At 68.5% G+C, this 23907-nt stretch carries 22 protein-coding genes, 1 tRNA gene and 5 pseudogenes; 10 read left to right on the top strand and 18 right to left on the bottom strand.

The window, feature by feature from the left end; genetic code table 11:
• Positions 1-221: 221 nt before the first annotated feature.
• The 5 genes from AB0F82_RS35090 to AB0F82_RS35070 all read right to left on the bottom strand — a co-directional run bounded on the left by AB0F82_RS35090 (position 222) and on the right by AB0F82_RS35070 (position 3702).
• Positions 222-1058, bottom strand: coding sequence for a serine hydrolase domain-containing protein (locus AB0F82_RS35090; protein ID WP_362635017.1), 837 nt, complete (start codon positions 1056-1058; stop codon positions 222-224).
• Positions 1059-1072: 14 nt separating this feature from the next.
• Positions 1073-1468 carry a thiol-disulfide oxidoreductase DCC family protein gene (locus AB0F82_RS35085; protein WP_362635015.1) on the bottom strand — a complete coding sequence of 132 codons (396 nt, stop codon included), beginning with the start codon at positions 1466-1468 and terminating at the stop codon, positions 1073-1075.
• Between the two features lie 61 nt (positions 1469-1529).
• Positions 1530-2501: an HTTM domain-containing protein gene (locus AB0F82_RS35080; RefSeq protein ID WP_362635012.1), complete on the bottom strand. Its 972-nt coding sequence runs from the start codon at positions 2499-2501 to the stop codon at positions 1530-1532.
• A 56-nt stretch (positions 2502-2557) separates the two neighbouring features.
• Positions 2558-3088 carry a DUF5819 family protein gene (locus AB0F82_RS35075; protein ID WP_362635011.1) on the bottom strand — a complete coding sequence of 177 codons (531 nt, stop codon included), beginning with the start codon at positions 3086-3088 and terminating at the stop codon, positions 2558-2560.
• Positions 3089-3189: 101 nt separating this feature from the next.
• A complete protein-coding gene (locus AB0F82_RS35070; protein ID WP_362635010.1) occupies positions 3190-3702 on the bottom strand; it encodes a hypothetical protein in 513 nt (170 codons plus the stop codon).
• 859 nt (positions 3703-4561) lie between these two features.
• Here AB0F82_RS35070 and AB0F82_RS35065 point away from each other — a divergent pair.
• The 3 genes and pseudogenes from AB0F82_RS35065 to AB0F82_RS35055 form a co-directional block, all read left to right on the top strand.
• Positions 4562-4828, top strand: coding sequence for a hypothetical protein (locus tag AB0F82_RS35065; protein WP_362635008.1), 267 nt, complete (start codon positions 4562-4564; stop codon positions 4826-4828).
• Positions 4828-5226 carry a hypothetical protein gene (locus AB0F82_RS35060; protein WP_362635006.1) on the top strand — a complete coding sequence of 133 codons (399 nt, stop codon included), beginning with the start codon at positions 4828-4830 and terminating at the stop codon, positions 5224-5226. Before AB0F82_RS35065 ends, AB0F82_RS35060 begins: the two co-directional genes overlap by 1 nt.
• Before the next feature lie 77 nt (positions 5227-5303).
• A pseudogene (locus tag AB0F82_RS35055) lies at positions 5304-5714 on the top strand (transposase); the annotation flags it as partial.
• 121 nt (positions 5715-5835) lie between these two features.
• Here AB0F82_RS35055 and AB0F82_RS35050 read toward each other — a convergent pair.
• The 3 genes and pseudogenes from AB0F82_RS35050 to AB0F82_RS35040 form a co-directional block, all read right to left on the bottom strand.
• The gene (locus tag AB0F82_RS35050; protein WP_362635003.1) at positions 5836-6282 is read right to left on the bottom strand and encodes a hypothetical protein; all 447 of its coding nucleotides are present in this window, start codon (positions 6280-6282) and stop codon (positions 5836-5838) included.
• A gap of 453 nt (positions 6283-6735) precedes the next feature.
• Positions 6736-7702 (bottom strand): annotated as a pseudogene (locus AB0F82_RS35045) (IS701 family transposase); the annotation flags it as partial.
• Between the two features lie 4 nt (positions 7703-7706).
• On the bottom strand, positions 7707-8459 hold the full coding sequence (locus AB0F82_RS35040; RefSeq protein ID WP_362635001.1) for a TnsA-like heteromeric transposase endonuclease subunit: 753 nt from the start codon (positions 8457-8459) through the stop codon (positions 7707-7709).
• A 190-nt stretch (positions 8460-8649) separates the two neighbouring features.
• On the opposite strand from AB0F82_RS35040, the gene AB0F82_RS35035 reads away from it, so the two are divergent.
• Positions 8650-9279 (top strand): class I SAM-dependent methyltransferase, encoded by a 630-nt coding sequence (locus tag AB0F82_RS35035; protein ID WP_362634998.1) that lies wholly within the window; start codon positions 8650-8652, stop codon positions 9277-9279.
• A 147-nt stretch (positions 9280-9426) separates the two neighbouring features.
• On the opposite strand, the gene AB0F82_RS35030 is transcribed toward AB0F82_RS35035, so the two are convergent.
• The 4 genes and pseudogenes from AB0F82_RS35030 to AB0F82_RS35015 all read right to left on the bottom strand — a co-directional run.
• Positions 9427-10044, bottom strand: coding sequence for a hypothetical protein (locus AB0F82_RS35030; protein WP_362634996.1), 618 nt, complete (start codon positions 10042-10044; stop codon positions 9427-9429).
• A gap of 31 nt (positions 10045-10075) precedes the next feature.
• Positions 10076-10878, bottom strand: a protein-coding gene (locus tag AB0F82_RS35025) for an IS5 family transposase (RefSeq protein WP_362634993.1) whose coding sequence is annotated in 2 segments (ribosomal slippage) — positions 10076-10534 and positions 10537-10878 — 801 coding nt in all. Because the reading frame shifts where the segments join, the coding sequence is not laid out codon by codon here.
• Positions 10865-11767 carry a DUF3626 domain-containing protein gene (locus AB0F82_RS35020; protein WP_362635039.1) on the bottom strand — a complete coding sequence of 301 codons (903 nt, stop codon included), beginning with the start codon at positions 11765-11767 and terminating at the stop codon, positions 10865-10867. The genes AB0F82_RS35025 and AB0F82_RS35020 overlap by 14 nt, the downstream gene beginning before the upstream one ends.
• Before the next feature lie 105 nt (positions 11768-11872).
• Positions 11873-12294, bottom strand: a pseudogene (locus AB0F82_RS35015) (helix-turn-helix domain-containing protein); the annotation flags it as partial.
• Between the two features lie 573 nt (positions 12295-12867).
• Between AB0F82_RS35015 and AB0F82_RS35010 the strand changes: the two are divergent.
• From AB0F82_RS35010 to AB0F82_RS35000, 3 genes and pseudogenes are all read left to right on the top strand, one after another.
• Positions 12868-13245, top strand: a pseudogene (locus AB0F82_RS35010) (IS110 family transposase); the annotation flags it as partial.
• Between the two features lie 634 nt (positions 13246-13879).
• Positions 13880-14185 carry a DUF6247 family protein gene (locus AB0F82_RS35005; RefSeq protein ID WP_362634990.1) on the top strand — a complete coding sequence of 102 codons (306 nt, stop codon included), beginning with the start codon at positions 13880-13882 and terminating at the stop codon, positions 14183-14185.
• A complete protein-coding gene (locus AB0F82_RS35000) occupies positions 14182-14445 on the top strand; it encodes a hypothetical protein (protein ID WP_362634988.1) in 264 nt (87 codons plus the stop codon). The genes AB0F82_RS35005 and AB0F82_RS35000 overlap by 4 nt, the downstream gene beginning before the upstream one ends.
• A gap of 329 nt (positions 14446-14774) precedes the next feature.
• Here the strand turns inward: AB0F82_RS35000 and AB0F82_RS34995 are convergent, their stop codons facing one another.
• A complete protein-coding gene (locus AB0F82_RS34995; protein WP_362634986.1) occupies positions 14775-16433 on the bottom strand; it encodes a hypothetical protein in 1659 nt (552 codons plus the stop codon).
• 459 nt (positions 16434-16892) lie between these two features.
• Between AB0F82_RS34995 and AB0F82_RS34990 the strand changes: the two genes are divergently transcribed.
• Both AB0F82_RS34990 and AB0F82_RS34985 read left to right on the top strand, forming a co-directional pair.
• Positions 16893-17606, top strand: a complete 714-nt coding sequence (locus AB0F82_RS34990; protein WP_362634984.1) for a hypothetical protein — start codon at positions 16893-16895, stop codon at positions 17604-17606.
• 627 nt (positions 17607-18233) lie between these two features.
• Positions 18234-18752, top strand: a complete 519-nt coding sequence (locus tag AB0F82_RS34985; protein ID WP_362634983.1) for a hypothetical protein — start codon at positions 18234-18236, stop codon at positions 18750-18752.
• 435 nt (positions 18753-19187) lie between these two features.
• On the opposite strand, the gene AB0F82_RS34980 is transcribed toward AB0F82_RS34985, so the two are convergent.
• Positions 19188-19306, bottom strand: a tRNA-Gly gene (locus AB0F82_RS34980).
• Positions 19307-19508: 202 nt separating this feature from the next.
• On the opposite strand from AB0F82_RS34980, the pseudogene AB0F82_RS34975 reads away from it, so the two are divergent.
• A pseudogene (locus AB0F82_RS34975) lies at positions 19509-20353 on the top strand (IS5 family transposase).
• Between the two features lie 185 nt (positions 20354-20538).
• Here the strand turns inward: AB0F82_RS34975 and AB0F82_RS34970 are convergent.
• The 4 genes from AB0F82_RS34970 to AB0F82_RS34955 all read right to left on the bottom strand — a co-directional run bounded on the left by AB0F82_RS34970 (position 20539) and on the right by AB0F82_RS34955 (position 23865).
• The gene (locus tag AB0F82_RS34970; RefSeq protein ID WP_362634981.1) at positions 20539-21381 is read right to left on the bottom strand and encodes a hypothetical protein; all 843 of its coding nucleotides are present in this window, start codon (positions 21379-21381) and stop codon (positions 20539-20541) included.
• Positions 21382-22077: 696 nt separating this feature from the next.
• Positions 22078-22629, bottom strand: coding sequence for a hypothetical protein (locus AB0F82_RS34965; RefSeq protein ID WP_362634979.1), 552 nt, complete (start codon positions 22627-22629; stop codon positions 22078-22080).
• Positions 22630-22716: 87 nt separating this feature from the next.
• Positions 22717-23241, bottom strand: coding sequence for a CbrC family protein (locus AB0F82_RS34960; RefSeq protein ID WP_362634977.1), 525 nt, complete (start codon positions 23239-23241; stop codon positions 22717-22719).
• 27 nt (positions 23242-23268) lie between these two features.
• The gene (locus AB0F82_RS34955; RefSeq protein ID WP_362634974.1) at positions 23269-23865 is read right to left on the bottom strand and encodes a transposase family protein; all 597 of its coding nucleotides are present in this window, start codon (positions 23863-23865) and stop codon (positions 23269-23271) included.
• Positions 23866-23907: the final 42 nt, after the last annotated feature.

Raw genomic sequence — 23907 nt, 5'->3', positions numbered from 1 at the left:
ATACCAGCTCGGTAGCCAGAGCCGCCACCTGGTCTACGGAGAGGCCGGAGCACTCGGCCAGCTCTCCGAAGGTCAGGCGAGCGCCGGACACCATGGCCTGCAAGGGATGGCCCGACCTGTTGGGGCTGTGAAGGACAGCAGCTCAGCAGTCAATGGGTCGGGCTCACGGGTGCGAGGGATGACCGCCCCTGAGTTTCATGCTGGTAGCGGACCGGGACGTGTCAAGCATCGTGTAGGTCTCTGAGGAGTTCGATGCCCATGCGGTCGGTGTCGCTGGAGGTTCCGCCGATTCGGTGGATCAGGACCCAGGCGCCGTTGGGTAGCGCGCCGGCGAAGGTGGAGGAGGTTCCGGTCGCGCCGTTGTGCCAGGTGACTATGCCGGTGGTCTTCCAGGCGGGTGCGGGATCCCCTAGTTTCCGGTCGACGAGCAGGCCCTTGAGCAGGTCGGCAGTGGCGCGGGGGGTCGCCCAGAGACCGCCGGAGGGGAGGATGGCCCCGTCCAGGGTCCATTCGGGCCGTCTGCGCCCGAAGAGTCCCGTCGGGTGCAGGCAGCGTTCCGCCGGGGGGTGGGCGGTGATTTCGTGGATGCCCAGGGGCGTGAGGACGTGGTCGTGGATGAGTTGTTCGTAGGGCTGCTGGGCCGCGGCGGACAGGGCTGCGCCGAGAGCGGCGTATCCGAGGTTGGAGTATTCCTCGGTCGTACCGGCGGGCGCGGCGGTGATCTGGTCGCAGGTGCCCAGTAGTTGGTGCAGGGCGGCGGTGTCGAAGCTGCGGTAGGGGTCTTTGCCCGGCAGCCCGGGAGGCTGCCGGGGGAGTCCGGAGGTGTGCTCGGCCAGATGCTGCAGGGTGATGCCGGTCCCGTGGGGTGCTGGGAGCCAGCGTTCCACCGGGTCGGCGGTGTCCAGCAGGCCGGCTGAGGCCATGCGGACGAAGGCGGTGCCGGTGAGGACCTTGGTGAGTGAACCGATCTGGACGTAACGGTCCGGGTGGTGGCCATGTGTGGTGCGGGGCGCGGCGGCGCTGGTGAGGACACATGTGGGTGTGCGTGTCCGTAACAAGGGCGCGGGTCCTTTCAGGGGCGGGCGGGCGGAACGGCGCAAGCCGGGGTTCCGGCGGGCATGCGATGCCGGTGGCGGGACACCCAACGGTAGATGTGTCGTGCGGCGTTGCGCAGGAGGGGGACCTGGATGGCTGCCCCGGCCAGTTGGCAGCGGCGGCTGGGGGAGTGGCGGAGGTACTCGGCCAGGGCCTGTGCCCCACTGGCGATCACTTGGTCGTGGTGGAGCAGGAGGACTTCGTGATCCAGGCGGGCCCGATGCGGTTGGGTGGCGGTTTCGGGGAGGAACTGCCAGGGGACGGCGCGCAGGGTCGGTTGGCCCCGGGCGGATATCTGGTTGATGACGGCTTGGCAGAAGCCGCAGTCTCCATCGAAGGCCAGGACGGGCTGAGGGTGGGCTGTTGAGCTCATGAGTGCCTTCTATTCGTGAGCTGTCGGTTCGGCGTTGGGACTGGCGTGCGACTCGCAGGTGTCACGTGGCGGACGGGGTGGCGGCTGCGGGCTCGGGGACATTACGGTCGGCACCGGCTGCCGGATGTGGTTCCGTGCCGGACTGTTCGTGGGAAGGCCGGCGGGAGGATCGCAGGCGGCGCGCCGCCTGGGAGCACCGCTGGAGGGCGGTGCCGAGTGCCCCGCTCAGGAAGATGAGGTCGCACGCCATCATGGTCAGGGCGAAACTGGTGAGTCCCATCAGCACGCCGATGGCCAGGTGAAAACCGATGGAGGCCACCGCTGCCCACGGGCGGAGCCGGGGGACGAGGATCCCAAGGGGGAAGTAGACCAGGAATATGGTCGTGGAGTACGTCCCGAGGAAGACCAGGATGTCGTTGTTGTAGACCAGGTCGGAGACGCCGGGAAGGCTGAACTCGGAGACTCTCAGGATGTAGAAGAGGGCGGTGCCGTCCTGCCACATCTTTCCCTGCACCTTGTAGAGGCCGCTGACGACGTACACCAGGCACATCTGGGTGGCGACAGCGAGGATGCCCAGATTGTGTACGGGTACCGACAGTGACCGCAGCACGCTGGGGATGCGCTGCGCGACACGGCGGGCAACGCCGGTGGGGAAAGCGAACCGGTCGTAGCAGCGGGTCAGCAGGAGCATGGGGAGCACGACGTAGGCCAGGTTGTCGCCGCCGTCGAGGAGGACGGGCTGGCGCTGGTAGATCGACCACAGGAGTGCCCAGTGGACGGCCAGTGAGATCCTGCCGCCCACACCGCAGGTCACCGCGAGAGCGGCCAGCATCCCGACGTGGAAGACGACCTCGAACCACAGGTCGGAGCTGCTGAGCGTGTACAGGCTGAAGGTGCCGTTGTCGTGGACCTTGGTGACGAATTCTCCCCACGGGAGCACGCTGTCGGGCCCGAAGAGGTACCTTCGGTCGCCGTACTGGCTCGCGTAGAACATGAAGCCGACGAACCCCAGCAAGAGGCGGGTACCGCTCACCCCGAGCACGGCATAGGGATGGCTACCAGCCTTGTCCAGAAGAGGGATCAGCTTTTTCACAGGGTTCTTACCTCCACCCACTCCATGTCCTGGACGTCAACCTTGTCCTCAGCCTCGGGGTCGTGCCGCTTCGACCAGGGTGGTAACTGCTGGACATAGAGGCGGATCTGTACCTTCGCAGGCGTTCCGCTGCAGACCGCGGGCATCTGCGTCAAGGAATAGCGTGACAGGAATCGGACGGCCTCCTCCCGTGAGGTCTTTTCGTAGGGCGTGAGCGGAAGTTCCTTCCTCGTCTCATCCTTATGAGATTCCCGCAGCCGCGCCAGAACCGGGTCGCCGCCGTTCACCTGCTGCACACTGCCGGTCACCAGTCGCGACATGCGTGAGGGGAAGAATCTGCTCTGCTGCGCCTTCTCCACGTATTGCGTGGTCACGTCATAGAAATCGGTGGTCGATCCGTCCAGGCATGCAGCCCGGGCCAGGATGCCTCGGTTGTCGGACAGTGGGTCCGGGGCGAAGAGCATCCAGTTTTGAGCGAAATATGGTTCCAAATAGCTGGCGGCATAGTGGTAGTAGCGGAACTTCATCGGAGTCAACGGCATCTGAGAAAAGGCCGCGGCAAGGAAATGAAGGCCCAGGAGGGCGACGCCTACAAGCAGCGCCGCCCTCCTGGCTACAGAGTGTTCCCTCACTTGTCGAAAACCGTCTCCACGGAGGAGCCGTCGGGCAGCGTGCTGCCGGGGGCGACCCCGAAGAAGTTGCTGAGGCTTCCGGCGGACTCTAGTGCGGCGTCGCTGGCCAGCTCCGCTGCAGCCTTGCCGTGCACGGTGGCCCTGTCTGCAGCGCGGCCGGCGGCCTTCGCAGCCTTACCGGCAAGCTTGCCCAGACCGGCGAACCTCTGCGGGGCGTTGTCCGGATTTTCAGCCTGCACTGCCGCAGCACGGGCCACCGGCGCCGGCGTTTCCGAGGCTTGCGCCGATCCCTGAGTAACCACCACGAGCGCGGCGCCGCCCAGCGCCAAGCCGACCCCAGTAACTAACTTCTTCATTCTCTCTCCATTTCTTCTGCTACCGACCCTTACCGGCCGGTAGCGCATTCCGTAATTGACTGTGAGGCGATGGAACGGAGCAAGCGAGCAGAATTCGACTCGGGCCGAGCGGGCGGGCAGGAAGGCTTGAAAATGGGCCGACTTCTGCAGCAAGAGCGTGTTATGCCGAAGCGGCAAGCATCCCAGATGCCGCACACCTGCCGCACTTAAACCGCTCCAAAGCCAATCGCCACACGCCGAACCACTCCTCGATTTCTCTCACCTCTCTTTCGAGAGGCGTTACGAATATTTACATGCATCGCCAATCCAGTCCAAGGGATAAGGAGATAGCAGACTGACTCGAACACGCCGGACGAAAGGTTTCCCGTGACACGGTGCTACATGCAAGGAAATGGCAGAGTGGCCTCCGATTCGAGCCCGACCTCAAGGTGTAACGCTGTGTAGCCGGCGTGGCCGTACGGCTCATATCATGCTATTCCTCACTTGCGCATTACATTTTTCGGTCAATTCTTCAAAGGTGTGCGTGTGTGGCCTTGATCGACTTGGCTAAAAGATGGTTCCTCACATTCGACAATCAGCCCCCCTGGCTCAAAGCGCGCCCGTGCCGAACGCGTCCACCAAATACCCCCATGGATTCATGGCCAGCTAACTGGTGTTCCGCGCGACGCTGCTTGGCGCCCTGCCGGGTGGCCGCGCCAGTCCGCGACAAGCGCGGAGCCGGCGGTGGGGCGCACCGTCGTGCGCTCCTTGCGGATCCTGCCGCCCGGCGCGGTGCCGGTACCCAAGCCAGCCGAGATCGATCAGGCGCCCGCGACTGCGGCCGACGGTCCGGTGAAAGCCAGGGAGGCCGCGCAAGGAGTACCGCCGCGGGGGCCTGTGACTTCGCCGCCCCAACCTCCACCGCCCCCTCCACCCGGTACCAGCGGAAACCATGGCGGCCTTGTCAACGGTGGCCGGCACGATCGGCGCCAAACCCTCCGCACCGGTCCTCTACTGGGAGTAGAGTCGAGGTATGGCAGATGAGACGAGCATCAAGGTGAGTGCGGCGACCCGTGACCGGCTGGCCGCGTTGGCCACCGAGCAGGGCACCACGATCCGGCAGCTCGTCGAGGAGCTCGCCGAGGGCCGGCCGACTCAGGCCGAGTATGCGGAGCGCGCCGAGCAGGCGCGCGCCGAGCTCGCCTCCGTGCTGGGTACCGTCCCGAGCGAGGAGGCCGAGGCGAAGGCCCGCGGGCTTCTGGAGCGCCTCGGCGCCCGCCAGGACTCGGCGGCCGCGTAGTGGGGCCGATCGCCGTCGTTCTGGATCACACGACCGCCGCCGCCCTCCACGATCCCAAGGACCCGTACAACGAGGCCGTGGCCGCGTTCTACGTCCAAGCCTCCGGCGGCCTGGGCATGCTTTACGCGCCCGTGCTCTGTCTGACCGCCGGCGACACCGAGCGGCCCGGCCTGCTCGCCTACATCAACGGCCTGCGGTTCATCGAGATCGAGCCCTTCGACACCACCGCCGCCCTGGCCGCCACCGAGCTCCTGCGCGCCGGGCACCCCTGGGCAGCCGTCCACGCCATTCATGCCGCGCGCCCCTCGGCAGACTTCCCCGCCGGCCGCTACCTGCTCACCCTGGAACCCGAGCTGTACGAAGGCACCGGCGTCCATGCCGTCCATCCGGATCATTGAGAAGCTCCTGGTAGACGATCTCCGGTGTGGATACGGACCGGGCCGGGCGCGCATCCCGTGGCGGTTCGAACTTGCCTAGAGGGCGTCGTTACCGTGTTGGCATGCCCGGCATGGGCCCGTTGCTGGGGGCGGAGTTCATCGCCTGCACCGGCGGAGACATGGACGCCTTCGGCAGCGCGGGCCGGCTCGCCGGCGTCGCCGGTCTCGCACCGGTCCCACGGGACTCCGGTCGCATCAGCGGCAATATGCGACGGCCACACCGCTACCACCGCCGACTCCTACGCGTCTTCTACCTCTCCGCCCAGATCGCCGCCCGCTTCTGCCCCACGTCCAAGGGCTTCTACGATCGCAAGCGAGCCGAGGGCAAGAGCCACAAACAGGCGATCCTCGCCCTCGCCCGCCGACGCCTCGACGTCATGTGGGCTCCCATCCGCGACCAGCGAACCTTCGACGTCCTACCACCTCAGTGCGGTCTCGCCGTGGGCTGATCCCTGTTGCCTGGAACGGGGCGTGCTTGCTGCCGCGATGTCTCTCAATTCCTGATGAGACGCTCGTAGGGGTGGCCCTCCGGCGTGAAGACGAGGACGAAGTTCTCACCCATCCGAACAGCTACCTCCGCAAGCGGGCCAAGACCTCAGCCTGGGCCGGCAGGTCGAGGCCCAAGGCTGCCGCGGCACGGTCTCTCCTGGCCACGAGATCCGGCATGTCCTCCAGGTACTCGGCCGCGAGCTCGCGACTCTCCTCGTCCGTGAAAGCTTGGCAGTCGCGCCACCAAGGGGCGACCAGCAGCAGCCGCAGGAGCTCGGGAAGGCCGATCGCAACCAGAGCCGCACCTCCCTCGGAGTCGGCATAGAGGATGGGACGGTCCTCGCCACCTTCACCGCAGAAGAAGTACGTGCCCCCGGCGCCGTCGCCGGCGAAACCTTCGAGCGCGGCGCCCGAGGCGAGGTGGACTAGTTCGACATGGTCGCCTCGGTCCAGGTCGAAGTCACCCGGCCAAGCGAGAAAACGGGCAGCTTCGTCCTGCTCGCGGACGGCAGCGATCAACGATTCCATGGGCCGCACCTTACGGCTCACTGGGTTTGACACGAATCATTGGGAATCAGTCACCTGCGGTTTAAGGCATCCCCGACCGTTCGGACCGGTGCACATTGGGCCCCTTCCGGGGAAGGCGGGGTTGGTGAGGATCGGTCTCAGGGCCTCGATCAGTGCGGCGTCAGGCGGCGGCGCGGCTGCGACCTGCTGGTGGATGTAGGCGACAACCTCGTCACCGAGGATGGCGTGGCGACAGACACGACAGGTCATGGGATCCTCCTTCTCGTGATGGCCAGGCCCTGCCGCACTAGTACTGCAACGGTCTTTGGGTTGACTGGTTGGCAGCTTCTGGTGGTGTGTGGCCGCGTCGTTTGTAGTGGCTGGTGCGGGCCTGGAACTGTCGTCTGCGGCGCCAGTATGACCAGTGCAGGACGTGCTGGACGGGTGGTGGTCGGCGGTGGGTGAGGCGGGTGATCAGGCGTCGGATTTCGGGGAGGGTGAGGGGTATGAACTGGGAGGATCCGTTTCTGCTTTCCCCGTGTCGGCCTCGCGGGCCCTCAGGACGGTGAGGCAGGCGTGGGCGGCCATGGCGAGGGTGATGTGGCGGTGCCAGCCGGGATATCGGCGGACCTGGTAGTCGTCCAGGCCGCATTCCTGCTTGGCGGTCTGGAAGCATTCCTCGACCGCCCACCGGCTGCCCGCGACGCGGATCAGTTCGTCGAGGGTGGTCTCGGCCGGGCAGTAGGCGATGTAATAGGAGATCTCCTGCGGCCGGCTGACGCTGCGGCGAGCGATTACCCAGTGCCGGCGGTCCTCGCGGTGCCAGGGGCCGGACCTCGACCCTGGCCCAGTCGTAGACGCGTGGCCCGTGGGCGCCGTTGCCGCAGGAACGGCGCTTCCACTTCTGCCTCGCAAGGCCGGGAAACAGGTCGTGGACCGGGTGGTCCATCGCCCAGCGGGAGACGACGGTGTCATGCCGCGTGGTGGCCATGACATGGAAGACATCGGCCCGCTCGAGCTCGGTCCTCCAGCCCTTGGAAAAGCCGTAGGCGGCGTCCGCGGTCACCCAGCGGAACGGAATCTTCTCCTCGATCGCCCGGCGGACCATCGCCTTGGCCATCACCACCTTCGTCTCGAAGGCGACCGTGTCCTCGATGCCCGCGGCCCGGCACCGTTCCCGGTCATCGGTCCATGACGTGGGCAGATACAGCCTGCGGTCGATCAAAGTGCGGCCATGAGCACCGGCATAGGCGAGGAAGACACCGACCTGGCAGTTCTCAGTCCGGCCCGCCGTTCCGGAGTACTGGCGCTGGACGCCGGCGGACCGGACACCCTTCTTCAGGAAGCCGGTGTCGTCCACGATCAGGACCGCTTCAGGAGCGCCGAGATGCTCGACCACATAGTCACGGACATCGGCCAGGACCTCGTCGGCTTCCCAGTCGCATTCATGCCGCCACCCGGATGCGGCTCGCACGGCTCAGCGGAGCACGCAGGTCGGTGACGAGTTGGCCGGACCAGACCAGGTGCAGGACGACCGGACGGACGATCTCGCACGAGTGGCGTCCGGCCAGCGCGGCCTCGACACCGCCGATCGTCGACTGGTCCGCGGTGACCTCCATCACATGCGCGATGAGCGAGGTCTCCACCAGGTCGCGGCGCCTGTAGCCGGCCAGGAAGCGCACGTTCTCCACGACGGCAGGCTCGGCCCCCGACCAGGTCTCATAGACCCAGCTGCGGCGCGAACACACCTGGCGTGTCCAGTCGAACTGTGCGATCACCTTGGGATCCTTCATGCGTGAGGGGGCTTTGACGTCCACGACGGTCACCAGACCGTCGGCGTGGACAAGGAACAGATCGGGAACATGGCGGCGGACGCGCGTACCGTCCGAGCCGACCAGTTGGAAGGGCTGGGCCGCGATCTGCGCGATATCACCGGCGAAGTCGGCGATCAGGATGCGGGCGAGCTCCAACCGGCTCTCGTAGGCCACCATTCGGCCCGTCGTTGAGGCGTGGTACCAGCCCGAATAGTGTTTCCGGCCCCGGTACCAACGGAACTCGCGTACGGGGAGTCCGCCGGCGACCTCGTCCACCGGAATCCGGTCGAGCGGGGCCTCGACCAGCCGTCCGTTGGCCCGCCGATACGTGACCCGGACCGTCCGACAATCTGTCGCGTCCGCGTCGCCTGCACCAGTCCCCATGGTCGCCCCTTCGTGCCCGATGTTGTCGACACCAGGACACTGGCCACCACCAGCGCTAACGTGAGCGGAAAAGCGGACAAACCAAACGAAAGGCTGGACCGCGGACTGTCAGTGTGACGCTGGTGCCGGGGCGAGGGACGGCGCGGGGCCGGAGAAGCTGCGAAGGTGCGCGGGTGTTAGCTTCCTTCCTATGGTGGGGCACCAGGAACAAACCAGGGCGGCCTACGACGGAGTCGTCGAGCTGTATGCGTCGATGTTTGCCAATCGTCTGGAGACGCAGCCGTTCGCGCGGAACATGATCGGCACCTTCGCCGAGCTGGTGCGCGGGACGGGAATCCCGAGGGCAGCCGACGTCGGGTGCGGACCTGGACATCTGACGGCCATGCTGCACGACTTGGGACTGGACGCCTTCGGGCTCGACCTCTCTCCGGCCATGATCGACCACGCTCGGCAGGCCCATCCGGCACTGCGGTTCGACGAGGCGCGGATGGAGGCTCTGCCGGTCGAGGACGGCGCGCTCGGCGGCGTGCTGGCCCACTACTCAATGATCCATACCCCGCCCGGGGAACTGCCCGCGCTGCTTGCCGAGCAGGTACGTGTCCTGGCGCCTGGGGGCCTGCTCCTGGTCTCATTCTTCGCGACCGACGGACCAGAGCCGGTCCGCTTCGACCACAAGGTGACGCCTGCCTATAGCTGGCCGGTGGACCAGTTCGCCGAATTGCTGGCCGGGGCTGGGCTCGTCACGGTCGCCCGGTTGATCCACGACCCGGCCTCCGAGCGGGGCTTCCTCGACGCCCACTTGCTGGCCCGCCTCCCCTAGAGCGGGGTGACAAACGCGAGCTCATCTGCAAGGGCACCGTTGGTGTCGCCTCGATCCGCATCTGGCTCCAAGACCCCGTCACGTGATCACGGGCCAGGCCGTAGTAGAGACTCAGCTGGACGAGTCGGACGACAAGTTGATGACAAATCACTTGGACAACGACATCTCTATTCGGAACCTACAGTCGATGCCGGGCTCGCGACAGAGACTCAGGTGCACGGGCCCCCCGTTGGGCCAGTTGGCGATCTTCACATCGATCCCGGTGCGGGTCGCCTGGGCGAGGGCCTGGAAGTCATGGATCAGCTGCGGCAGCTGGGAAGCCAGCATCTTCGGTTCCCTCCACCCCGTCGGCGCAAGGAGGTGCAACCACTTGTCGGTGCGGCTGACCGAGTGCCCCTGGTGTCTGCGGGGGCGGGTGGGGACAGGGCGGTGGATCCGGTCGGCGGTGACGCGCGCGTAGGTGTCCCGGTAGACCTGCCGGATCCGCGGGTGGATGCGGCAGACCGCCATCCACGTCTCGAGCTGTCCGGCGGTGGCGGGCAGGGCGAGACGGCGGGAGATGCGCCAGGCGGTCGCGAGGGGGATCGGGTCCCCGCCGGGCGGGACGTGGCGGGCGAAGTCGCGCAGCGTCCCGCCGGCCTTCTCGAAGTCGGCGGCGAGAACGGCCTGGAGGTCGGGGCGGCCCCGCATGGCAGAGGGGTGGGGGGCGCCGAGAGCGGCCGCCCGTCCCCGGTGCGCGGCCCGGCCGCGGGCGCGCAGCGCCACAGCGGTGTGCTGATCCTCCTCAGAGATCGTCTCAGTTGGTCAATCTCCGGTAGCAGATGAGGGTGGCGGCGATGCCGGCGAAGGCGAGGAAGTGCTCGGCCTTGCGTTCGTAGCGGCGGTGAAGACGACGGCACCCGGACAGCCAGGCCACCGTCCGCTCCACGGTCCAGCGGTGACGGCCGAGACGCTGGGAGGATTCGATGCCCCTGCGCGCGATGCGCGGCGTGATGTTCCGAGAACGGAGCCATTTCCGCAGGTGGTCGTAGTCGTAGCCCTTGTCTCCGTGGAGTTTGGCCGGACGGCGGCGACGCGGTCCACGGCGGGAGCGGATGGGTGGTATGCCTCGGACGAGGGGTTCGAGACCCTGGCTGTCGTGGGTGTTGGCGGCGGAGATGCCGATGGAGAGGGGCAGACCCGTCCGTTCTGTGATCAAGTGGATCTTCGAGCCTTTCTTGCCGCGATCAACAGGATTCGGGCCTGTCAGCTCCCCCCTTTGAGGGCTCGCATGTTCACGGAGTCGATCGCGCACCTCGACCAGTCCAGCTCCCCGCGGGCGCCGAGCTCGTCCAGCACCAGGCGGTGGAGCTTCGCCCACACGCGCGCCGCGGTCCACTCGGAGAACCGCCGGTGGACCGTCTGCCATGAGGCACCGAAGACAGGCGGCAGCTGCCGCCAGGTGCACCCTGACGTGGCGACAAAGATGATCGCGGCGAGCACAGCACGATCGTCGACCCGTCGACGGCCTCCGCCTTGCGGCCTCGTGGGGACCTGCGGTCTCACAGCCCGGAACAAATCCCACAGTCCCTCTGGCACCAGCCCCTCAACGAAGGCCATCGAGTACAGCCCCCTCCATCGGTGCCGGAGCCACCGAGGTGTCCGTGACCTTGCAGGGAGACCCGAATCGCGCCAGGTAGTGCCACACCTTCTTGACCGCCTGGAGGTCACAGAGGCCGGCGCGTGCAGCGTCTCCGACGATCCGAGGATCGAGCACGCCGTCGACCGCGATCTGCGTGCCCAAGTCGACATACTCCTGACCGCGGTAGTCGGGGTGACATCGAAGTTCCTCAACCCTGAGTCGGAAGCCGGGATGCCACTCCACCGGGCAGCCAAGACGCAGAGCCGCATCCTCGACCGTCGTGCCTCGGTAACAGGGGTCCAGCACCAGCGCCTCCACATCGCATCGCAGCTGAACCGACGCGTGCACCTGCGCCTCGATGTAGTCGTCAAGCTCGTCCTGACGATCGGCGCAAGCAAGCTCGATAAGCCCCATGCGGGCCGCGACACCAAAATCCGACGGTTCGAGGAAACTGTCCGGGTAGCAGAACGTGCTCCGCGTCAGCGTCTGGGCCGTCAGCCGGAAGTGGGCAGAGCCGAACCGCGGGGCACCTCCAACCGGCTTGCGGCGGAAGTTCAACGCCCCGTAGACGGGCCGCTCATGAGCGGTCGCTTCGTCGTACGCCCCGTCGAAGATCCGGCTCTCCCAGCGCCACCGGTCGCCGCCTGGATGCGCGGTCAGGCCGCCGTTGCTGGTCCCCGTGACGAACTGCGAGTGGTAGACGCCGCCCTCGGCCATAGCGTCCAGGATCGGCTGGCCGTGCAGCAGACGGTCAGGGTGGAAGTTGAGGGTCACCCGCAATGCCGGGTCCATCGGAGGGCCCGACGCCAGTTCCGCGACATGCCGAAGGGCCCGTTCCTGCGCTGTCTGGGAGGCTGCAGAGCTCATCAGCACAGTGTTCCCCACCCTGATCAACCGGTGCACGCGAATTGTCCACCGACAGCCCGTTCCAGCGTGACGGAGCGTTGATGGATCACCAATCGAGACGATCTCTAAGCACCGCAGTGCCTCCCGGCCGATCCGGACGGGCCGGGCAGTGTTCCTGCGCAGGTGATCGGCGAGTTTTCGGATCGACCAGCGGGTGAAGGGCTTGCCCAGCACGGTCGGACGAGTAGTGGCCGTCTGGACGACGAAGTCCTCGTCGTCACGACGAGAAGGCGGGGACGGCCTCCCGCCCACCGAGGGTTCAGGCATGCGAGCCCGATCTCGTTGAACTTGTGGATCACGTCACGGACGGTGTCCTCGTCCGCCTGGACCAGGCGGGCTATGACCGGGACCGTGCTGCCGCCGGCTGAAGCCAGCAGCATCATCGCCCGCCGGAACCGCACCGAACTCGTGCTGCCCCGCCGGACGATGTGCTGGAGTTTCTGGCCCTCCTGCTCCGTCAGTCCGCGAACCCGGACCGGTTTCGCCATCCCGCCTCCCCACGCTGCTTGGAGAACTCATTTCCAACCAGCACCAGGAACAACCCGGCGAACCTTCCCGGTCACAGCACTAGGTCGCGGCCATCGTCGGGAGCGAGAGCGAAGCCGATGCCGAGCAGGCCACCGATAGGGATGAGCCCGTTCGGGACCGGGTGCCACGGGACAGGCGGCGCAACGACAGGGACGGACAGAAACTGCTCTCGCAGACGCCGCTGGTAGTCAGAGATCAAAGTTCCTTCTCGCCTCGGCTGGACGTTGACCGCCCCAAGGCGATGACGTGAATCGTGCCAGGTTCGCACGAGCCTGGCACTCGACCGGCTAACTGAAGCGCTCCTTACCTTGTTGGCGGGTTGATTCCGGTCCTTCGTACGATCAGGAGACCCAGGGGCCTGGGTGTGGCTTTAGAGCGCTCATGCCGTGGTTGTGGCTTTGACTGATTGGCCGCCCAGTGCCCCGCGACGACACGGCCACTCATTGGGATGAGCGAACCAAGATCGCTTCGTAAGGACACGTCGGCGTGGTCGTCTGCAGGGACCAGTCAACCGATCGACGAGGGAGGCTCGGGTGCCCCAGCTCTGGGCGGGGACGGATGCTGGCAAGGCCGCGCACCACTGCACGGTGATCGACACGAACGGGACGAAGGTGCTCTCGCGCCGGGTGCCCAACAACGAGCCCGAGCTCCTGGAGCTGATAGGCGACGTCCTCGCCCTGGCCGAGGACAGCCCGGTGACCTGGGCCGTCGACCTGAACGCCGGCGGGGGCGCCCTGCTGATCGCTCTCCTGACCAGCCATGGCCAGCGGCTCCTCTACATTCCTGGCCGCACCGTCCACCATGCCTCCCGCGGCTACCGCGGAGACGGCAAGACCGACGCGAAGGACGCCTACGTCATCGCCGACCAGGCACGGATGCGCCGGGACCTGCAGCCTCTGCAGGAGTGGGACCTGGTGGTCGGTTGTGCGGAGCCAGTGGAAGACGTTGTGTCGCTCCCGGGTCCAGACGGCGCGTCGTTCGGGGTCGGGGGCGATGTGCGGCGGGCAGGGTGCGAAGTCGGGCTCGCCTTCGGTGACGAGGGTCCAGATGTAGGCGCTGGCGGCCAGGCGCCTGCGGTCGTCGCTGAGGGCCCACCGGCGACGACATCCTCCCCACCCGGGTCCCGAGCGAAGCGGTTGCCGCGGCGATCCTCAACCACCCCGACTTCTACGTCGCCAGGCCCGACGTCCCGCGCGAGGACACCATCACCGTCCAGACCCGCAGCGGCCTCCGCCACCTCCTGGTCCTCGGCACCAGCCCCGACGGCCCCGACCACGACCACACGGCCGCTGTCCCGGCCGCGGACCTCGCGGCCACCGCCGACCGGCTCCTGACCGGCGACCCGAGCGACACCGACCGCGCCACGGCCCACCTCCTCCACCATGTGGCCGCCACCTGGAACACGCAGGACGAGGCACTGCGCCAGCACGCCCGCGCTCTCGCCCGCACCCTCACCCGGCAGGGAGAGATCTGACCATGCAGGCATCCACGCTCTCCCGGCGCGCGTACCGTTGCGGTACGAACCGCCGCCGGGAGGAACCGTCGATGAGCGCCCAGCCCGACCACACACCTGTCACCCCGTATGCGCCCTCTCCCGGGGCTGCGGCCGAACTCCGTGCGCAGTTGCGCGCGGACCGCCGCGCGGAGACATGGGTGCCGGCGTTCGAACGGGACTGGGCCAAGGCCCTGGACGACGCCCGCCACACCTTCAGCCTCACCCCCCTGCACGAGGTCGTACGCACCTGGCAGCTCCGGGTCGCCGCGGCCCCGGCCGTGGATGCGTTCATGGACTCAGGCCAGGACGACTCCGACTTCATCGACCTCGACGACGTCCTCGGCGGCCGCCCGTGACGGAAGAACAACCGTGGGCGGTGCGCCTGTCCCCGCGGGCCGCGAAGACCCTCACCGGGCTCCCAGCGCCCGCCCAGGAGATGGTCCGTGACGTCCTGGACATCGCGGTCCGCTCCCCGTGGGGCTGGCCCCAGTGGAATACCGGAGACCCGGAGGGTGAGGACGTCCGCGCCGCGTCAGTGGGGCAGCTGGCCGTCGTCTACACCGTCAACCGCCTCACCCGGCGCATGTCTGTCCTGGACATCATCTGGCTCGGATGACCCGTACTGGGACCCCGTTGCCCGGCCGTGCGTTCAGGCCGGGGGCGGGGTGCCGTCGTTCTTCGGGAAGGCGCCGGGGCGCCCGGGGTGAGGAGCTCGGCTTGCCCCGGCTCCTCCACCCCGGCCCGGCCGGGCGCGGTACCGCTCCGGTCGGGGGCGCGCGCCGCCAGAGGGGTGAAGCCTCTGGCGGCGCCTGTGACACGCAAGTTGAGGGCCCACGCGTCACGCCCAGGCTAGGCCAGCCACCTGTGCCCCGGCAGGCCTTCGCCAAGATCCGACGGCGGCGGCCGTGGCCGTCGGATCGTCGTGGCATGGGGTGCCGGGACTGCTCAGTGCCGGTCGTAGATGCCGAAGATGTCGATGATGAGGTCGGTGTTGTTGCCGCTGCGGTTGAAGAAGTCGACGATGCCGTGGGCGCCGGTGCTCGCCTGGACCAGGTTCGGTACGGTCTTGCCAGCCGTCCAGTTCAGGGTCGAGGAGTTCGGTGCGACCGGCGGGGTGTGCGTCTTGTTCTCGTACTGCCAGAGGGCGTTGGGGTCGGGGGAGACCGTGAGGTGTCCGGCGCCGCCGGTGTTGGTGACCGTGGTGTTCAAAACCATGGCGGTGGCCGTCGGGTCCTCCTCGCCGTAGGTCGAGAAGATGTAGCGGTAGGGCTTCAGCGGCCCGGAGGGCCACTGGGCGGCGTCGCGGGTGTCGAGGTCCCTCTTGGGGCGGATCGGAATGTAGGCGCTCACGCTGTCGGGGCTGTAGTAGCCGACGACGTCGACGATGACGTCGGCCGGGTCCCAGCCGCCGTTGCGGACGTTGATCTTTCCGTCCGGGCCGACCGGGACGATGACTGCGTTGGCGATGGTCTGGCCGCCGGTGAAGTTCAGGTTGGACGTGTTCGGTGCGGCCTGGCCGCTGGGGAAGACGGTCAGGTGGCCGGCTGCCCGCGGGTTGGTGACGGTCACGTTGAGCGCCACGGCCTTGGCGCCGGCGGGGATGCCGCGGGTGCCGGTGATCTGGACGCCGAACTGGCTCTGTCCGGGGGTCATGCCCTGCGGGGTGCCGAGGCCCTCGCGGGTGTCGACGAAGCGCGTGGGGTCCGTCGGGGTGTAGCCGTTGGCGGAGGTGCGGGTGAAGTAGCCGGTGACGTCGGCGATCAGGTCGACGCCCTGTTCGCCGCTGTTGTAGAGGTTCACGTAGCCGTTCTTGCCGACCGGCACGATGACCAGGTTCGGTACCGAGTCACCGGCCGCGTAGTTCACGTTCGACGTGGTCGGGCGCTCGGTGCCGTCGGCGTACGCGCGGACGTGACCGGCGGCCCTGGTGTTGGTGACGGTGACGTTGAGGACCACGGCGGCGACGTCGGCCGGGATCCCGTGGTTCCCGGCAACCTTCACCCGCGTCTCGCCCCACGCCGGCACCTGGGCGGCCTGGCCGGCGCCCGTGCCGTCCCGGCTGTCGAGCAGGCGGGTGGGGCTGTGCGGGGTGAACTCCGAGCCCGGGGTGATGAACGGCATCTCGTTGGTCGCCGTGATGCCCGCGGCGCCGTCGGGGCCGTAGACGGTGACCTTGACCGTGTAGCTGCCCACCTCGGCGTAGGTGTGGTGGGAGGTCATGGTCACGGTGCCGCTGCTGTCGGCGACGTCGCCGCCGTATGTGCCGTCGCCCCACTCGATCACGAACGAGAGCGGCGTGCCCAGGTTGCTGGTGATCTCGGTCTTCAGGGCGATCGTCCGGGCGCTGCTGGCGGTGCCACTGAGGCCGACCTTGAGGTCCCCGTCCACAGCGGCATCCGCCCCCTGCGGAGCGGCCGCGGCCTTGCTCCCGCCGGCCGGCGGGGTCTTCTGCACCGACCGGTCGGCGGGGCTGCTGAAGGTGAACGCGTTCGCGGCGCTCTTGAGCAGGTCCTTGGACGAGGTGATGCCGTGGGCTCCGTCGGCGGACGGTCCCGCGGCCTGGGCCGTGCCCCCCGGCACGAACCCGATGCCTGCCGCGATCACGGCAGCGGAAAGAACGAGTCGGCGACTGCGCACCGGCCCCCCTGGTGTTGTCGAACGGTCGAGTTGATCTCGAAGAAGCGTTCACACTACCGAGCCGCTCCCCCCGGCACCGAGGGAGTTTTGAGGCGGCGCGACCGCGAAAAGGACCCTTTGCGCCACCGGTCCGCGGCCGTTTGTGTCATCGATCACGCGGCCCCAGGACGCCCCCACCGCGCGGAAACCCGCCGCCCGAACGCGCCCCGCGCTCGGCGACCCGGGCCGCCCCTGAACCCCTGCTGCACGTTGAGCGTCGAACGCACGATGCCCGCGGTCGAGCCGGCCGATAGGCCGAAGACGGCAACGTCCGAGCCGGGCCACGGCCAGGATGGGACCGCGGGCCCTCCAGGGTGCCGCCGAAGCGACTGACGGCGGCCGCCACGACGCGCACCGTGCGCGTGCCGCCACGCAGAAGGAGACACCGTGTCCGCCGTTCCCACCCACGTCTACGTGATGACCCACGCCGCCGACCAGGCAGGGAAGGTGGGGGTGGCCGCGTTCAATTCCACCCGCATCCAGCAGCACCGGCGCGACGGATGGGCCCTGTACCGGGCCCTGCTGCTCCCGTCCCAGGAGGCTGCGCGGCAGGTCGAGGGAGCGGTCCTGCGGCGACTGAAGGCCGACGGCAGGGCCGGATACGTGACCTCCGCCCGCATGCGACAGGGCGGGTACAGCGAGACGGTGAGCCTGGACCAGGTACCGCGAGGGGAGCTGTGGGATCTGGTCGTATCCGCGGCCAAGGACATCGCAGCAGAAGAAGACCGCTCCCGTGTCGTGGTCTTCCTCGCCCGCGCGGGCGAATACGGCCTGTTCGTGGGCAAGGACAGGCCGGCAGGGGCGTCCCGGAGCAGTCCAGAGTCGGAGGCCAGCGAGCTCCTCGCAAGCTGGGGCTGGTCGGTGTACGCGGCGAACACCACCGGGGCCGACGCCGAGACCGCGCTGCGCTCACTGCGGGAGTGGGCGGCCCGGACGGCCGTCCCCGACATCAAGGCCCCGCTGATCGAGAACCTCGACGGGCTGGAGGGGGCGCAGTTGGCTCTCCGCCACGCCTACCGGCTGCCGGACCCTGCAGACGAGGCCTTCAAAGAGGTCCGCATGGCTCTGGGAGTGCGCCTGGAGCAGGTCTCCTACGCGTAGTGGCCAGGAGGGCCGAGGCGCCCTTCGGATCCCGGCGCCCGAGGTGCGCAACCGCTGGTGCGTCTGGTCGTTGAAGGGCTGGGACGCACACCGCTCCGGGGGCTCTATCCGTTCCCCCGGGTCTGCCCGGAGCGGGCCCGAGCCCTGGCCACCTGTATGCGTATCGTCCCCCTCGTCGGGCTGACCTGGGGTCGGGTGCGGCCGCGCGTGGCGGCATCGGGTGGCCAGGGCAAAAGATCGGCAGCCCCCTCGGCGGGCTGTCGATCAAGCTAAGGTCCCGGGTAGCCCGTGCCGACAGGGAGTGCGCGGGTGAGGCCCGGTGCCCAGAGCGCTCTGGGGGCAAGCAGTACCACCGGGCCGCCCCAACGTCACCCGCCGCCCAGGCCAGGGACCCGGGGCCGCGGCCCGATACCCACCTCCCCGGTTCCAGTCCGCAGTCCGTCTTCGGTAGGCCCCCGGTTTCCCGGTCCGGCGCCGGCGGGTGTGCGCCCCGTCGGGCAGGGGTTTGCGAAGGGTGGTCTCGTCCCGTTCCCGGGCGCGTCGCGCCGACGGTGTGGCATACCGGTACGGGGAGGCTCCGGAGGGTGCCGGTGCCGGACGGTGAAGAGGGGATGGTGGATCGTGCGGGTGGGGCAGGCGAGGGAACTGATCGGCCAGGCGGTGACGGACGCGGTGCGTTCCGGTTTCGAGGCCTGGTTCGACGACATGGACTACGCGACGCATCCGGCTTCGCCTCCCGCGTTCAAGGCCGGACGCGAGCCCGCAGGCCATGACGCCTCCCGCGTTCCCGAAGTCCCCCCCGCCCGGGTGGAGTCCACCGTCACCGGCGACGACCCGAAGGTGTTCTTCACCTACAAAGTCGAGTACGGCGGCCAGCCCCTGGTCCAGCTCTCCGTACCCCCGACGTGGGCGCGGCAGGTCGCCGCCGCCGGTTGGGCGGTCATGGACGGTCGGCCGGTGGTCGACGTCCTGGAATGGGACGACAGCGTCACCCCCGCCCGCCCCAGGCGGGTGCAAACCGCGCTGGTCAGCGCCGACTACGACGCCTCGATGCACGGATGGCGCGCCCACGCCGACAACCGCACCTGCCGCGTCGCCTGGACCCGCGAAGGCACTGCATCGATCGTCATGCCCTGGGACGAATAAACGGCCGGTCGGGGACTGCTGTCATCCGGGGAGCGTCGCCCCGATCGGCCGGGGGAGAACCTCTGTCCGGGTGGGACTCACCCCCTCGCCCCGCGCGGCAACGCCCGGCTGCACGCGGACACGGGGTGCAATAGCGACTGCTGCGGAGCCGCCCTTTGGACGGGCTGCTCCCGGCCCCCGTGGCGCTGTCGACCGCGGGCAGGCCCGGCTGCCGTCACACGTCGCCGGCACCGCTCCGGTCGACAGCATCCAGCCACTCCATCCCACGCCTGCGTCGGCTTTTGCCTGCCCCGTACGTTGATGCCGGACGGCTGCGGCACCGCGCCGGCGTCTGCCCGCTTGAGGCTTTGTTCATGGGAACGGGCTCTGGCAAAACTTTTGGGGACTTGGCGCGATGCGGCAAGTCCGTGCGCTGGACCAAGTCCAGGTCGGTTGCAGTGCCGACGGGATTTGAACCCGCGGACAGATGGGAGCAGGTCCGCTCCGTCTCCGTCAGTCGCCGTGGGAGGGACCTCGCCCACGTCGATCGCAATGGGCCGCTCTGCCACGGCACTGCAACCTGCGGGAATGCGCGCACTTCCGCTGCGACTCAGGGTAGAGACACCGTTCGCCGCGGGCGAATCTTTATCCGGGAAGCCGGAGACCACTGCCATGGGCCCACAGAAGATGTGCCAGAGCCCCTGCAAAGCCAGCCCGCGCACCTCGCGGGGACCGTCTAGGCGGTTTCCTTCGGATCATCGGATCGTTGGTTGATGTGTGTCGTTGACTGATGCGCAGTGGGCGCGGATCGAGCCGTTGTTGCCGGACCGGACACCTCGGCGGGGTGGGCGGTGGCGTGATCATCGGCAGGTGATCGACGCGATCGCGTTCAAGTACTGGACCGGGACGCCGTGGATGGACCTGCCCGAGTACTTCGGGTCGTGGAAGGGCGCCCACAACCGGCTGCGGAAGTGGGCCGCCGACGGCACGTGGGAGAAGGTCTTCACCGCTCTGCTCGCGCAGGCAGACGCCGAAGGCGACCTCGACTGGGTCGTCTCGGTCGACTCCACCATCGTCCGTGCCCACCAGCACGCCGCCGGGGCCCGTCAAAAGGGGCCCCGGCTGGCGAGCCGCACGACCATGCCCTCGGACGCTCCCGCGGCGGACTGACCACCAAGATCCACCTCGCCGCCGATGCCCGCTGCAGGCCCTTGGCGTTCGTTCTCACGCCTGGCCAGGCCGGTGACGCACCGGCGTTCACCCAAGTCATGGCCCGTTTACGAGTGCCCCGGCGGATCGGCCGTCCCAGGGTCACGCCGGACGTGGTCCTGGCCGACAAGGCCTATTCGTCCCGGGCGATCCGCCGTCATCTGCGGCGGCGCGGGATCCGGGCGGTGATCCCGCAGCCTGCGGACCAGACCGCCAACCGCAAACGCCTCGGCAGGCGTGGCGGCAGGCCGCCGGCCTTCAACCGCGAGGCCTACAAGCAGCGGAACACCGTCGAGCGCTGCATCAACAAGCTCAAGCAGTGGCGTGGCCTGGCCACCCGCTACGACAAGACCGCCACTATCTACCTCGCCGGACTCCACCTCGCCGCCATCTTCATCTGGTCAGCCAGGTGACCCGAAGGAAACCGCCTAGTCGTCTTGGCGGTCAGGCCAGGTGGCCAGTGAGTCGAAGTCGCGTACGTGGGTGGGCGAGCTCGCGGGCAGCAGCGGTTTCCTCGGCGGGGGGCGCCGGCTGCGCGGCCGGGGCTAGGATTGACGTGCGAGGGCGGTGGACGGTCTGCGTGCCCGGGGAGTCGGCGTCAGTACGCGCCGAAGGACCAGAAGACCCCGACCTCGTCGTCGGACACGGCGATGAGGCCCAGTTCTTCGAACAGGTCGAGGCCGTTGATGTACTCGCCCGTAATGAAGCCGTGGACCCTGGTCCCTTTGAGGCCGGCCTGGACGAAATCCCGGGCGGGGTCCGAGGCCGCGTCCACGGCGTTCGTCCAGAACCGGGCGTCCGGGCCGTAGCGGTCCAGTAGGAACCGCGCGTCGGCCAGCAGGGCATCGCGCTCAGGCCAGTTCCCGAAGGGCTGGCCGCAGCCCCATTCCTCCGCCATGACGGCGAGCGCGGTGACGGCCGCCGCCGGCTCCAGCTCGTGCAGGCGGTCCTGGAACCCGGCGGCGGGCGGTGGTTCGAAGGGGTACGCCGGCACGGCGTTGCGGGCGTTGTTGGTGCGGTCGGCGTCCATCCGCAGCCAGCCGCGCGGGTCCGGGACTTCGCGGTGCATCAGGGCGAGGACGTCCTCGGCCCAGTCCTCATGTCGGCGCGGACCGGTGGCGAGGAAGACGTACGGGTCGTCCAACAGGCGCAGGGCCGCCGCGTTCCAGGGGCTGCGGCGCCGCCGCAGCTCCATGAGGGTGCCGCCGACGCTGCGGGCGAACACGTCGGCCGGGAAGCGCGGGATGCCGGCCAGCTCTCCGTACCCCCACCGCAGGAGTTCGGTGGCCGCATCGTCCGCAGCGGCCCCGGCCAGATCGCGCGGTGCCTCGGGGACGACGGCCCGGTTTCCCCGCTGGAGTTCGTCGGCTGCCCGCCACAGCTCTTCCAGGTGGGCGTCGAGGAGGTCGAGGGCGATGCGGTCGTCGTCTGCCGTGCTCATGGGCCAACCCTAGGCCGCCTCTACCGGATCTTGGTCCCCCAGGTAGCTGGGGGAGACGCGGGCTCGACGGGCAAGATCCGAAAGAGACGGCCTAGCCCTGCCCCGGGGGCGTGTACAGAACTGGACAGGAGCCTTTCATTGGCGGGTTCGTTGAACACGTCGACGGGGAAGGGAGCGGCGTGATGGACAGCCGTGTGACTGCCACGATCACCGCGACGGGGCTGGAGTGGCAGCTGGCCGCCGCGGTGGGTGGGGCTCTGCATGAGGTGGCCGCCCTCGCGGCCGCCTTGCAGGAAGGAAGGTGGCCGGATGCCCGCCACGCGGTCGCCGAACTGCGTGAGGCGCTCTCCCGGCTCGACGCGCTCCTGCCCCCCCGGCCAGGCGGCGGGCCAGGACCAGGATCTGCAGGCTTCTCCCGCGCCCGAGCGTCTTGCTGCCCTGCTCGCGGCGGCAGGCCACCCGCTCGCCTTGGTGCGCACGCTCCTCGAGCGCGGCAGTGTCGACGCTCTTCACGCTCAGGCGCAGGACCAGGTCCGTGGCGAGCTGCGGGAGTTCGCCCGGACGGTAGGCGGCCGCGATGACCTGCTGCGCCGCGCGGGCAGGCTGGGATTGTCGGAGAGCGAGACCGCCCGCGTGGCCGGAGTCTCCCGCACGACAGTACGCGCCGCGGCAGGCAAGGGTGGCGCACAAGCATGCCTAGCGGGGCAGGCGGCCCAACACAGCACGAAACCGCTCTCGCCCCGCCATGACGCTCGCGTCCCACAAGTTTGAGGTGTCGCCGCTCAGCGAGAGGGACTGGAGCCGTTGTTCCTCGGCGAGGAAGCCAGTACCTGCCACGCTCTGGTCGAGCATTCCCATCGCGGTGAGCGCCGCATGACCGCAGGACACCGCGCTGTCAGCGTTTCCCGAGCCGTGGGCCAGCAAGGCATACCGCAGGCAGAGGGCGGCGAAGAAGGCGTAGGTGTCAGCGACATCGGTGATCCCCTCCTCGTTCGGCTGAAGCTCCGGGAACCGCTCCAGCCGGCGCACTCCCTCGGCGGCGTTGGCGATCGGCCGGTCAGCACGCCAGAGATCGCGAGCGGACTCCGCATAGAAGTCGAGGTCGGCTTCCCGCCCCGCCGCACCCGCCCGCAGGCCCACGAACAGCGGCGCCATGCGTTCGGCGCAGGCAGCGACATACAGGCGGATCGCCTCGTTGCCCCCGTCACGAAGTGCCTCCGCGACGGCCTCCTCCACCAGCGTCTCCACGTCCCACCCTCATCGCCGTTCGGTCAGATCGACCGGCTACACAGCGGGCTAAGCTTGCCGTTCAACCCCAGACTGCCGTTGGCCGCCTTATGTGGCGTCTGAGTATGCGAGGAAGGTGCCGCAAGAGCGGCACCTGAAGAGGTAGGCGGTCGGCTGGCTGTCCTTGGCCAAGGCGCTGATGTAGTTCTCGATCTGGGCCGGAGGCCATGTCTCTGCGAGGTCTTCGCGGAGGGCAGTCAGCGCTTTCGGGTGGTTGGCGAGTTCGGCAGCGCCGGCGGTTCCGAGGAATGCTGCGCCGTCGCCGCAGTGGACCAGCCAGCGTTCCTGCTGCCATCCGGCGAATCCGGGTGTGCGACCAGTGATCTTCAACAACCGGTCCACAGGAACGTCGTCCACCACGTCAGTGAACTGGGCCTCAAAGCGCTCTGCTGCGCTTCCATCAGCGATGCACCAGGGACAGAGCCGCCCCCGAAGGTCCTCCAGTGCGAACACCGGACCCGCGTAGGCGTAACCGCGCGCCTGGCCGCAGCAGGCGCACGTGGCTTGCGAGCGCACGACAGCACCGGTGGCCACGGGATCCGGGTGGTAAGGAAAGGCGGGGAGTTCTGTCACGGCCAGGGACCGTATCAGTGAGCTCTTTCAGCGTTGCCTCTCCAGCGTGAGGACGGCGGCGGCGATGGCGGTCATGCGGTTGGGACTGCAGCGGGCTCGGCGAAAGATGCGCCAGGACTTCAGTCGCGCGACGCTTCGTTCGACGGGTGCTCGTGCCGCCGACAGGGCCCGGTTGATTGTCCGCTGGGTCGGGTTGAGGTCCTGGTGCGGGAGCCGTCTGATCGGTGTGGTCACCCAGGGGCCGGCGCCGATGTAGGCGCGGTCGGCAAGGACGGGCACGCCCTGGCGTTCGCAGATCCGGATGATGCGGTGGGTGCGGGCCGCGGTGAGGTCGTGAGTGCGCCCGGGCAGGGCGGGCGAGATCCACAGCAGGTTGCCCGCGGGATCGGCGATGACCTGCACGTTCACGCCGTGGCGGCGGTGCTTCTGGGAGAAGTCGGCCCGGCTGTCGCCGACCCGGTCGCACTCGGCGAGCGTTCCGTCGAGGAGGTAGATCAGGGCGACGAGAGCACGCTGGTGCGGCCGGAGCTTGCAGCGGCGGTCACCCTCACGGGTGACGATGAGCATGGTTACGCACTCGACCAGGGCGTGAGGCAGGTCGAGTGAGGCAGGATAGGGAACCAACGAGGCTCCTGCGCTGATGAGTTGAGACGTCGAACACCTCTC

Origin of the sequence: Streptomyces virginiae (assembly GCF_040638905.1) — a bacterium.
Taxonomy (GTDB): Bacteria; Actinomycetota; Actinomycetes; order Streptomycetales; family Streptomycetaceae; genus Streptomyces; species Streptomyces virginiae_B.
Note: the sequence above shows the minus strand (reverse complement) of the source record. Positions and strands in the feature narration are given on the sequence as shown.

Bases quoted from the DNA above. Each gene is read 5' to 3' on its own strand.
- AB0F82_RS35085 (WP_362635015.1), bottom strand. From the start codon at position 1,468: ATGAGCTCAACAGCCCACCCTCAGCCCGTCCTGGCCTTCGATGGAGAC.
- AB0F82_RS35075 (WP_362635011.1), bottom strand. From the start codon at position 3,088: ATGAAGTTCCGCTACTACCACTATGCCGCCAGCTATTTGGAACCATAT.
- AB0F82_RS35065 (WP_362635008.1), top strand. From the start codon at position 4,562: ATGGCAGATGAGACGAGCATCAAGGTGAGTGCGGCGACCCGTGACCGG.
- AB0F82_RS35050 (WP_362635003.1), bottom strand. From the start codon at position 6,282: ATGGAATCGTTGATCGCTGCCGTCCGCGAGCAGGACGAAGCTGCCCGT.
- AB0F82_RS35040 (WP_362635001.1), bottom strand. From the start codon at position 8,459: ATGGGGACTGGTGCAGGCGACGCGGACGCGACAGATTGTCGGACGGTC.
- AB0F82_RS35035 (WP_362634998.1), top strand. From the start codon at position 8,650: ATGGTGGGGCACCAGGAACAAACCAGGGCGGCCTACGACGGAGTCGTC.
- AB0F82_RS35020 (WP_362635039.1), bottom strand. From the start codon at position 11,767: ATGAGCTCTGCAGCCTCCCAGACAGCGCAGGAACGGGCCCTTCGGCAT.
- AB0F82_RS35005 (WP_362634990.1), top strand. From the start codon at position 13,880: ATGAGCGCCCAGCCCGACCACACACCTGTCACCCCGTATGCGCCCTCT.
- AB0F82_RS34970 (WP_362634981.1), bottom strand. From the start codon at position 21,381: ATGAGCACGGCAGACGACGACCGCATCGCCCTCGACCTCCTCGACGCC.